8 protein-coding genes are annotated in these 6,008 nt (G+C 41.8%); 1 reads left to right on the top strand and 7 read right to left on the bottom strand.

Annotated features, from left to right (window positions below):
* Window positions 1-76 precede the first annotated feature (76 nt).
* From ACU01J_RS21285 to ACU01J_RS21315, 7 genes are all read right to left on the bottom strand, one after another.
* Window positions 77-439 carry a hypothetical protein gene (locus ACU01J_RS21285; protein ID WP_275864255.1) on the bottom strand — a complete coding sequence of 121 codons (363 nt, stop codon included), beginning with the start codon at window positions 437-439 and terminating at the stop codon, window positions 77-79.
* Between the two features lie 143 nt (window positions 440-582).
* Complete coding sequence (locus ACU01J_RS21290; RefSeq protein ID WP_481087421.1) at window positions 583-978, bottom strand: DUF2391 family protein; 396 nt, start codon at window positions 976-978, stop codon at window positions 583-585.
* Between the two features lie 1,171 nt (window positions 979-2,149).
* Window positions 2,150-2,629: a hypothetical protein gene (locus tag ACU01J_RS21295; RefSeq protein WP_161609035.1), complete on the bottom strand. Its 480-nt coding sequence runs from the start codon at window positions 2,627-2,629 to the stop codon at window positions 2,150-2,152.
* A 107-nt stretch (window positions 2,630-2,736) separates the two neighbouring features.
* Entirely contained in the window at window positions 2,737-3,144 is a 408-nt protein-coding gene (locus ACU01J_RS21300; RefSeq protein ID WP_481087419.1) for a hypothetical protein, read from the bottom strand.
* Window positions 3,145-3,280: 136 nt separating this feature from the next.
* Complete coding sequence (locus tag ACU01J_RS21305; protein ID WP_301640569.1) at window positions 3,281-3,679, bottom strand: hypothetical protein; 399 nt, start codon at window positions 3,677-3,679, stop codon at window positions 3,281-3,283.
* Window positions 3,680-3,838: 159 nt separating this feature from the next.
* Complete coding sequence (locus ACU01J_RS21310) at window positions 3,839-4,108, bottom strand: hypothetical protein (protein ID WP_438469528.1); 270 nt, start codon at window positions 4,106-4,108, stop codon at window positions 3,839-3,841.
* A gap of 134 nt (window positions 4,109-4,242) precedes the next feature.
* Entirely contained in the window at window positions 4,243-4,779 is a 537-nt protein-coding gene (locus ACU01J_RS21315; RefSeq protein ID WP_481087420.1) for a nucleotidyltransferase family protein, read from the bottom strand.
* 230 nt (window positions 4,780-5,009) lie between these two features.
* Here ACU01J_RS21315 and ACU01J_RS21320 point away from each other — a divergent pair, with 230 nt between their 5' ends.
* Window positions 5,010-5,978: an IS30 family transposase gene (locus ACU01J_RS21320; RefSeq protein WP_481087369.1), complete on the top strand. Its 969-nt coding sequence runs from the start codon at window positions 5,010-5,012 to the stop codon at window positions 5,976-5,978.
* The last annotated feature ends 30 nt before the right edge of the window (window positions 5,979-6,008 follow it).

The following is a 6,008-nucleotide window of genomic DNA, read 5'->3' on the forward strand; positions in this document are numbered from 1 at the left end:
AGACCATTGTGCCGTAAACACTGAAGCTGATTCAAACCTAAATTGCCGAGCGTTGCGAATCTGCTTAAATTGCTTGTTAGTTTTGAAGCTCGCAGCTCATGAGAGACTTAACCGCTGGGTCTGTCCAAAGAATCAAAGACTGTGTGTAGACCTTAACATGACTTCCTGTTTCAGTTTTTTCTATATCAGCTAAATGGACTAGTTCACCATCTAAGTACTGCATTACCTCATACCCTAACGATGATTCATGAAACGTCACCATTGGGCTATAAACTAAATAGTCTAAGTTTTCCCATTTTTCAGTAATACAACTAGCAACAGCAGGTGGGCTCATCGAGCTAGATGACTGAAACACCGGCTCTGAATGACGAAGTTTTTGTGGTGTTGTCGCACATGCTGACAGCAATAATGCCATACTCATCATTATCAAATATTTCATTTAACCTCCATAAAAACTAACGCCAAATTAAGGTGTGAACAACGCTAACACCTTACCTAACGCATTGCGCCATAGACACTAAACTGGCTTGAAGTGAAAGTGCCGAGCGTTGTGAATCACTCTTAAATTTATTGTTAGGTAAATTACTCTTTATCGAAACTATCAACGACTATCGCTCCCATAGAGGCAGGCATGGATATTATGATGACTCTCTTTAACGCTACTAGCGGATCCGATAATAACGGGAGCTTGTTTATGCAAAACAGCACTAACATCACAACCATAGCTGTCATAAAGTATGCAATGACTATACGTAGAATGAAAACCAACTTACGCTCAGTGACATTACGCTGAAAAACACTTTCATAGGTATACAAAGTTAGGAAGACTACCGACAAAGTGAATAACACCAACAGGTTTAGAATTGGCAAGCTCTCACCCAAACGCCAAGCTTCTTCAGAGAATGAAATGGGAACAGCAAGCGCAAAAGCACCAACAAATATCTGACTCGCATCTTCGAAGTTAAAGCTATATCTCACTGAAGCCTCCTTCCATTTACCTAACGCCGCGTTAAGTGGTGAACAACGCAAACCACCAAACCTAACCCATTGTACCTTAAACACTTAACCTAACCTGAACTGAAGTCGCTAAGCGTTGTGAATCCGCCTTAAACGCCTTGTTAGGCGAAGTTTCCCACCAATGTTTAAGTTGTTTTGAAAGCAGATTACCCGAAACAAAATAAGCAACCAAACACCCACTGACTTTTTGTGATTCAAGAACCATAAAAGCCACTATGTTTCAGCCGAAATTTCGACAACCACGAAATGCTGACGTTCAACAACAATGCAGATTTTGAACCCGAAAATGCCAAAGCGACAAACTAGCAGCGAAGTCGAAAGCCTCAATTGACTTGCCCTTGCCACCCTTTGAGCTAGTCAAACTCACCGCCATCCAACACTCAAAACCAATGAGGCAACCCACGAAATTCGGCATGTTTTACGGCTGGAGAGATTCAAGAATTTGAGCCGACAATACTAATATGCCTAACGCCCAATTAAGTTGTGAGCAACGCTGTCACCTTACCCGAACACTTCACCTTAATCACTAAACCAACTGAAACCGAAAGCGCCGAGCGTTGCGAATCAGCTTGAATTGTTTGTTAGGCAAATTTTCCACGTACTCACTAACTTGGTTCGAATACAGAATACCTTAAACACGGTAAGCAACCAATTACACACTGACTTTTTGTGATTCAAGAACCACAGGAGTCTCTATGTTACAACCTTACTTTCAACGTTCACGATACACAGCCTTTCAGCGCAAATGCAGCTTTTGAACCTGAGAAACTCAAAGCTACGAAATGACAGCAATAACGAAAACTTCGAGTAACTAGCCCTTTCCACACCTTGAGCCAGTGAAGCTCAACACCAACCGACACTGAAACTCGATGAGGCAACCCACGAAATTTGGCATGTTTTAGAGTTGAAGGGATTCAAGGATTTAAGCCGACAGTACTGAATTGCCGACTAAGAAAAGCGAGCTGCCAGAGGGAACAAAAAGATTAGAACAAAGAACTTTTCTGCCCTTTGCCTAACGCCCAATTAAGGGGTGAACAACGCCTCCACCCAACCTAAAACATTGTGCCATAAACACTAAACTTGAAGTAGAAGCAAAAATGCCGAGCGTTGTGAATCCCTCTTAAATTGCTTGTTAGTTTATTTCTTCTGGGTTTAAAAACTCTTGCACAGAATAGGCAACCTCAATATCAGTGTAACTAGATATCTGTGCAAATAACGACCACAGCGACAATTCAAATTGTTCTTGTAAATCACAATCTAACTTTCCCCAGTTTGCTGGCACAGCATTTATGAAGTCTTCAATTTGATGATACAAACCTTCGTTGGTTATGTTGTGCGCAATTTTGTTCCGGATGTTATTCAGCTTCTTCGCGCCTTTCCAACAACTTTGGTCGAGTTCATCAGGTAGCAATGCTTGAGCTAAACAAATAGCTTGGCTGCAAGACAAGTTTGCTTCTTTTATTGCATGAGGCGATGGTAAATTATTTACAATGATCAACCTAATTTGTTCTTCAATCAACAAATGAGCCTTCAAAATCACTAAGTCGATTTCTTTACCATGAGGAAGAAGGCTTACAAAGCGCCTGAATGACTCTACTTGTTCTGATTTCATACACACTCTCCGTGTAAACTAACGCCGCATTAAGGTGTGAGCGACGCTTGGCTATACTTGAGCGAAGCGAAACTGCCAAGCGTTGCGAATCACTCTTAAATGCTTTGTTATGTGAAATGTTCCTCTAGTACCTTTTCTAGTTTCTTGCGCGCGAAACTTTTAGATATATCAACGACAGCGGAAATACCTTCATTTGCCATTTTCTCTCGAACTAGAGTTAGCATTTCGGGCTTGTCCAAGGTTGCAGCAAAGTCATACCCTTGCGAGGTTAGGCGCCAAGGGGCTTCAACCAAATAGTAACCGTCATCATCCCAATCAAATTGAATACCTAGGTCTGTACTATCTTTGAAAGCATTTACTACCAGCCCTTGATCGCTAAGTAATTTTACATGCAAGCAAAACTTTTGAAGATCCTTTTCAGTGTGTTCAGTGAAGTCTTCACAAGTTAAAACTGGCTTCTCATCGTCGATAAAAACTCTCAATAATTCATGTAGATAATCGTAATCAACCCGCATAACTTCCCCTTTTCACATAACGCCGCATTAAGGGGTGAACAACGCTACCACCCAACCAAAAGTATTGTGCCATAAACACTAAACATGAAGTAGAACGAGAAATGCCAAGCGTTGAGAATCCCTCTTAAATGCTTTGTTAGGGCTTGTAGCCAAATATTCTCAACCCTACCTTGTCCATCTCGACTTCAAAACTCCCGAGCATATTTAAATGCTCTAATATTGGCGTCAAATCCTGCGTTTTGTATTGCGTTGGTGCATTTTCATATGGCTTAAACTCAACTCGATGAGGCAACATAAGCCATTCAATACGCCTGAATTCAAAAGGATCATTCAAAGCGCCGCAGTCGCCTACATAGTTGTCACCAAGTTGCTCTAAATCGGGAACGAAGCCACTTCGGCATTGCTGTTCATCCACAAGTTTCCACGTACAATGTGCCATTTTCAAACTTGAGTCATTAACAACTCTGAACAGTTTTCTCCATTTAGAATCGGACATGCACTTGTATGAAAATTTAGCGATATCTTTGTTTAACACCGTATTCTCCTAGAGCCCTAACGCCGCGTTAAGTGGTGAGCAACGCATGCCACCGCACCTAAAGCATTGTGCCGTAAACGCTAAAGCTGATTCAAACTAAAGCCGCCAAGCGTTGAGAATCCGCCTTAAACGCCTTGTTATATGCCATTTCCCAATGACTTAAGGCTCGTCTCGTTCACCAGTTGTTTTGATTTTTATATTTGGATTTACCCCACCACCGAATTCTGTCGATGGACCATGCGATACGCTTTGCGAACGATGAAATACGTATAGCCCAATTGCGGCGATAACAGGGATTAGCCAAATAATTGTGACTTGCGCTACTTTTTGAAATGAGTTTAATTCACTCCTTGTTGCGACATATACAGAACCGCATAAGTTAATAAAGCTAATTCCCAAAAGAACTACAATCCAATTGTAAAATTCCATTTTCCCTCCATGGCTTATAACGCCCAATTAACGTGTGAGCAGCGCATACACTGAACTAAACCACTGCGCCGTAAACACCAAATTCAACCCGAAGTGAAAGCGCCAAGCGTTGCGAATCACTGTTGAATTGTGTGTTAGGGCACTATTCTCAAAGATGACCACTTTACTAACCACCCTTTTGAATTTACACGACTTTTAAACGTTTCTTGTGACCTTTTCGGGTTATGCGTGACACAGTAACCAAATAATGATTCATACCCAAAAGCTGATATGCATTCGTATTTTTCGGGAGCAACTTGTCGGATACCAATTGCCGTTTCTTTCTCTGGCCAGTAGCTCATAGCGTCCAGTGAACTTGTATAAGGTAAGTCACCATTGCGAGTGTGCATTATTGCCTGATTTCGAACTTGCCAGTTAATTTCCGGCATTACCTGTTTAAGCTGAGCTTCATAGTATAAATAGGCATTAGAATCTCGCTCGTCAGGTGCGAAATAGATAACATCAGCATCATTCAATGGTGTCGCCACCTGAAAACCATGTAATGCATCCCACACAAGATTTCGGACGAAACCTGCTGCAATATAGCATTGAGGTAAACCCAATTGAGATACACACTTCAAAGCGTTAACTCTAACTGGATCTTGTTTGATTAATTCTACGATTCTGTCCATTTCGCCCTGTGCCCTAACGCCCTGTTAAGGTGTGAGCAACGCAATACCAAAGCTACCGCATACCACCTTAAACACTAAACGCAACGCATAGTAAAAATGCCACGCGTTGCGAATCACTCTTAAACAGTTTGTTAGCCGCCTTGGATTCAAGTACGAAGTGCGACACCACTGAAAAATAAAACAGTGAGATGCGATAATCATGATTTTTGCTCCCGCCAAGAAGTAAAACCATGAAATATACACACCTCACTGAGAAAGAAAGATATACGATTTCTATCTTAAGAAAGCAAGGACTACGTACTGCTGGAATTGCTAGATTACTCAACCGTCACAAGTCTACGATCTATCGTGAGATAGAACGTAATAAGCGCTATAACAAATACTTTGACAGGTACTCGTACCAACCTGAGTACGCTCAACAACGAGCTCGAAATAGGCTCGCTCGCTCAAGGCGAAACAAGCGCTATGACGAAACCGACTTCAGGCTCGTTGCAGCCTTGCTGCAACTGGACTGGAGCCCTGAACAGATAGTTGGATTTCTAAGGCGAATTGGTCAAAAAACGATGAGTCACGAACTGATTTACCAGTATGTTTGGAATAACAAAGCAGAAGGCGGAATGTTATGGAAACACCTACGCCAGTCAACTAAGCAAAGGCGTAAAAGATACCGCTCTAACGACAGCAGAGGCCGCTTAGCCGCAAAGAAACATATATCTGAGCGACCAGACGAAGCAGAACTTCGTCTTGAACCTGGACACTGGGAAATAGACACCGTCATTGGGCGAGGAACCAAACACTGCATTGTGACGTTAGTAGATAGGATGACCGGTTATACTTTTATAGGCCAATTAGACGACAGAACGACTAATTCATTGAACGCTCGAGTGAAGAGGATTATTAAGCAATCAGACTTACCGTTCAAAACGATTACTGCTGATAATGGTACTGAATTTCACCAATATGCTCAGTTAGAAAAACAAACTAAGTGTTTGTTTTTCTTTGCTAACCCGTACCAATCATGGGAGCGTGGAACCAATGAAAATACGAATGGTTTAATTAGACAGTACTTACCTAAAAAAGCCTCTATGTCACATGTGACACAGAGGCTCTGTAACCAAATAGCTGGAAAGCTAAACTCGCGCCCAAGGAAAAGACTTGGGTTCTTTACACCACAGGAGTATATTCATGCGCATCTGTAAAAAGTGTCGCACTTCAAACTTGATACTAAG

This window comes from Vibrio sp. 2433-A1, from assembly GCF_056726085.1.

Excerpts from the sequence above, each read along its gene's own strand:
- ACU01J_RS21315 (WP_481087420.1), bottom strand. The coding sequence starts at position 4,779 with ATGGACAGAATCGTAGAATTAATCAAACAAGATCCAGTTAGAGTTAAC.
- ACU01J_RS21285 (WP_275864255.1), bottom strand. The coding sequence starts at position 439 with ATGAAATATTTGATAATGATGAGTATGGCATTATTGCTGTCAGCATGT.
- ACU01J_RS21295 (WP_161609035.1), bottom strand. The coding sequence starts at position 2,629 with ATGAAATCAGAACAAGTAGAGTCATTCAGGCGCTTTGTAAGCCTTCTT.
- ACU01J_RS21300 (WP_481087419.1), bottom strand. The coding sequence starts at position 3,144 with ATGCGGGTTGATTACGATTATCTACATGAATTATTGAGAGTTTTTATC.
- ACU01J_RS21320 (WP_481087369.1), top strand. The coding sequence starts at position 5,010 with ATGAAATATACACACCTCACTGAGAAAGAAAGATATACGATTTCTATC.
- ACU01J_RS21310 (WP_438469528.1), bottom strand. The coding sequence starts at position 4,108 with ATGGAATTTTACAATTGGATTGTAGTTCTTTTGGGAATTAGCTTTATT.